Annotated in this window: 4 protein-coding genes; 2 read left to right on the top strand and 2 right to left on the bottom strand. The window is 56.1% G+C overall.

Going from position 1 to position 3,605, the window contains the following annotated elements:
• A partial coding sequence (locus tag QM579_RS03715) for a serine O-acetyltransferase (protein WP_414997867.1) occupies nucleotides 1–569 on the bottom strand: 569 nt, incomplete at its 3' end.
• 200 nt (nucleotides 570–769) lie between these two features.
• Here QM579_RS03715 and QM579_RS03720 point away from each other — a divergent pair.
• The gene (locus QM579_RS03720) at nucleotides 770–955 is read left to right on the top strand and encodes a hypothetical protein (protein ID WP_414997868.1); all 186 of its coding nucleotides are present in this window, start codon (nucleotides 770–772) and stop codon (nucleotides 953–955) included.
• Nucleotides 956–1,388: 433 nt separating this feature from the next.
• Nucleotides 1,389–2,318: a phosphoglycerate dehydrogenase gene (locus QM579_RS03725; protein WP_414997869.1), complete on the top strand. Its 930-nt coding sequence runs from the start codon at nucleotides 1,389–1,391 to the stop codon at nucleotides 2,316–2,318.
• 278 nt (nucleotides 2,319–2,596) lie between these two features.
• Here QM579_RS03725 and QM579_RS03730 read toward each other — a convergent pair.
• Nucleotides 2,597–3,605, bottom strand: a 1,009-nt coding sequence (locus QM579_RS03730; protein WP_414997870.1) for a calcium-binding protein, incomplete at its 5' end; no start/stop codon positions are given.

The raw sequence follows: 3,605 nt of genomic DNA on the forward strand, positions 1-3,605 counted from the left end.
GCCGAATGCGACATCTCGGATATGATGCGTGGAATCACCGGAACCTGAAGTTCATACAGCTCGTGAGCAATGCGGTGATGCAGCATAGCCTGCATTGACGGATAGCAAAAAATGGTCTCGCCCGGGCTTGTGGCAGCGGGGTCGCCTTCATAGGCGGCCTTGGCGTCACCTGCCAGCAGCCTGCGAATTTCGGGCAGCCGGTCCATAAAAGCCCCGGCGGCTTTTTCGCCATCCGACTCGCAAGACGTACAGGGGTTGCTGTCGCCCGCGCAGCCAAAGCAGAAACCGCGCACTATCTGTTCGCACAGCATGCGGTAAATGGTGTCGAGATTGGCCGAAAGATGGTAGCGCATGGACTCGCGCCATACCCGCGCGGAACCGAAGTAGCCCGGAAAAATAGCCGCCCGCAGGCGTTCCATAATTTCGGTAAGGTCCTTCAGCGAAGGCATGGCCGCGCCCTGTGCCGGACGGTGCCACACCGCGTCCAGAGACGAAGGATGGCAAAGGCGTTCAACCACGCTATCCAGCAGGGGCATGGTTGTTGCCTTGAGGTCACGCAATTCACTCATAGTAACATCCTGTGTTTTTCTTTTCTTGTATACCGAACGGCATGCTGCCGCAACACCGGTACAGCGGCGGCCAGAACTGCTAGAAACACAGACACTAAGACACACTGGCCGCGCCAATCAGGCCTGCGGGTAAACTTTTTTGCCAAGCCGCCGATAAGTACAGTGTAGCGGGATTAGCCCCCGCTGCAAAGGAGCATGCCATGAATGAAGTACAAATGGGCATGAGCGTTGCCATCAGCCGTGAAGCCCTGGATTTTCAGGCCAGCATGTCTGCTGCCGTTATCACCGGCAGCATCGGCAAGGGCCAGGAAATGCAGGCAGCTCTGGACAAGAATGCCGGATTGGCGGCTCAGGGCATTGGCGGCAAGGTCAATATCGAGGTGTAGAGCATTTTACGTTTGAAATGCCGCAAGGGTTTGCTCTCAAATTCTTGCGCGGGATGTGTACGGCAGACGTTGCTTGCCGTTATGCGCCCGCTTCACGCATATTTGCTCCAAAGCAGATTGATTTTGAGAATATAATTCTCAAAGTTTACGACACGCTCGCTACGGCGTTTAGCCGCGCAAATAAATCGCGCTTGGGTCTCCAAGGCGGGCGCCTGTTCAAGCAACCGCCTGAGCATTTCAAACTAAAAAAGTTCTGACCGCCAGCAACGCGCCAGTATGAAGGCCGCAGGTAGCAGCCTGCGGCCTTCATACGTCACCAACACTCTGCGTTGACAATTTCCGCTCTTGGAGTAAGCCTGTACGCCACCGACCCGGATGTTTTTATGGGCCCCGCCCAGGCCGGACGGCCACTCCGCCCCCAAGAGGTATCGCTGTGAAAATTCTTGTTACTCCCCGCTCTTTTGGCAAAACCAATCCCGAACTGTTCGACCGCCTGGCGCAAGCCGGGCTTGAAGTTGTACGCAACGACAGCGGTGGCATCCTTTCCGCCGATCTGATGCGTGAAAAACTGGCCTCCTGCCAGGGCGTCATTCTGGGTGTGGACCCTATGGATGCCTCGGTGCTGGCCGCCGCGCCGGAACTTAAAGCCATCGCCAAGTATGGCGTCGGGCTGGACAATATCGATCTTGAAGCCTGCAAGCAGCGCGGCATTGCCGTATCGCGCACGGTTGGTGCCAACAGCAACGCCGTAGCCGACTACGCCCTTACTCTTATGCTGATGGTGGCGCGCAAAGCCGGGCTTATCGACCGCCGCTGCCGCCAGAAAGACTGGAGCAAGATCACCAGTATCGACCTTTTCGGCAAAACCTTGGGCATCGTTGGCCTGGGAGCCATTGGCCGTTGCGTTGTCAAACGCGCTCAGGGCTTTGGCATGAAAATTCTGGCGCACGACATCGCGTGGGACGAAGCCTGGGCCAAGAGCGAAGGCGTTGAACGCGCGGATGTGGACCGCATCTGCCGTGAAGCGGATTTCATCACCTTGCACACGGTGCTGACGGACGAAACCCGCAACCTCATCAATGCCCAGCGTCTTGCCAACATGAAAAAAACGGCCGTTATCATCAATACCGCACGCGGTGGCCTTATTGATGAAACTGCCCTGCTGGCCGCTCTTCAGGCAGGCAGCATTTACGGTGCCGGCCTGGACGTGTTTGAACAGGAACCCCCGGCTGATCCTGCATGGTACGAGCTGGACAATCTGGTCATGGGTTCGCACTGCTCTTCCTCCACAGCGGGGGCCACAGAAACTATGGGCCATATGGCCGTGGATAATCTTTTGCGGGATTTGGGGTTGAGCCGCTAACACCGTTTCGCAGGGCGTAAACCACCTGCCGAAAGTTTGCGGACATGCACTTCACAAAAAGCCCGCTCTCTTTGCAGAGAGCGGGCTTTTTGTGTGAGATTTCAGAAGAATATGAAGTGCATTATTTTGCAAGAAACTCCAGAGCAGATGCTCTGGAGTTTCTTTTTTTCAAACCTATCGTTCTGCGAAAATCATTTTCCGGCAGGGTTCACGTGCGGTGCAGCGGGCGGCCAGGTTTATAGGCAGCCACGCTTACAGCCGCTTCAGTATTATATTCTCTATCCGTTGGCTGTCGTCATCTGAATAGTGGCCTTGCTTACTGCATCGTCATCCGTATGCGTGCTTATGGAGTATTCTCCGTTGGACCATACATTGCTGTCGGCGCTCTGGTGCCAGTCATGACTGAGCGTGACGGACTTGTCCGCATCATTGATAGTCACGCCTATTTCTGCCAGCGCCTTCAGATTGGTAAGGCTGGAAACGTCGTCACCGCTGATGACAACTTCAACCCCGGTGGCATTTTTGCTGTCGGCAAAGGCTCCCATATCGGCAGTCGCCACCAGCAGCACGTCTATGCTGTCGTCCACCACGGTTCCGTCACTGGCCACCGAACCGCCAAAGATCACATCATTGGCGTGGAAGACAAAGATATCGTTGCCAGAGCCGCCATAGAGGTGATTGGAGCCTTCCCCGCCGTCCAGAAAGTCATTGCCAGCGCCGCCGTAAAGATGATCGTTACCCGCATCACCATAAAGGGCATCATCGCCCCGGCCGCCGTAAAGGATGTCGTGACCAGCACCGCCGTTGAGGACATCGTGCCCGGCATTGCCGAGCGAGTCAGAATCTGCGCCAAAGATCAGCTTGCCGCCGTGTCCGTCCCAGTCGTGCACATTGATGTTGAGATGCAGATCTCCTGCCACAGGAGTACCACCCTCGGCATTGTCAGTGACAGAAAAGCTGAAGGTTTCCTTAAGGACCCCCTGCTCCTGATACGCGGCACCCATTTTTGCAATGGAGGCTTCGTCTGTATGCAGCGAGTAGGAGTATTCGCCGTCTGCCCCCACGTGCAGTGTGCCAAAATCCAGCTCTTTGTCGCCAGCGGCATTGAAATGCAGCACGCTGCTGTCGGCATCCGTAGCGAGGGTACCTGACCATGCGTGAAAACCGTCTGGCCCGAGCGACAAAAGCACTGGCGCTTCGTTGGTGCCCAGAATGTTCACGTTCAGGTCATGATACACGGTTGCGGCATGACCGTCGTTGACGCCCAAAGACAACCCGAAGGTCTGA

Source organism: Desulfovibrio sp., from assembly GCF_047607245.1.
Classification (GTDB): domain Bacteria; phylum Desulfobacterota; class Desulfovibrionia; order Desulfovibrionales; family Desulfovibrionaceae; genus Desulfovibrio.

What these genes read in the sequence shown, in the direction of transcription:
- QM579_RS03720 (WP_414997868.1), top strand. Translation starts at nt 770, where the DNA reads ATGAATGAAGTACAAATGGGCATGAGCGTTGCCATCAGCCGTGAAGCC.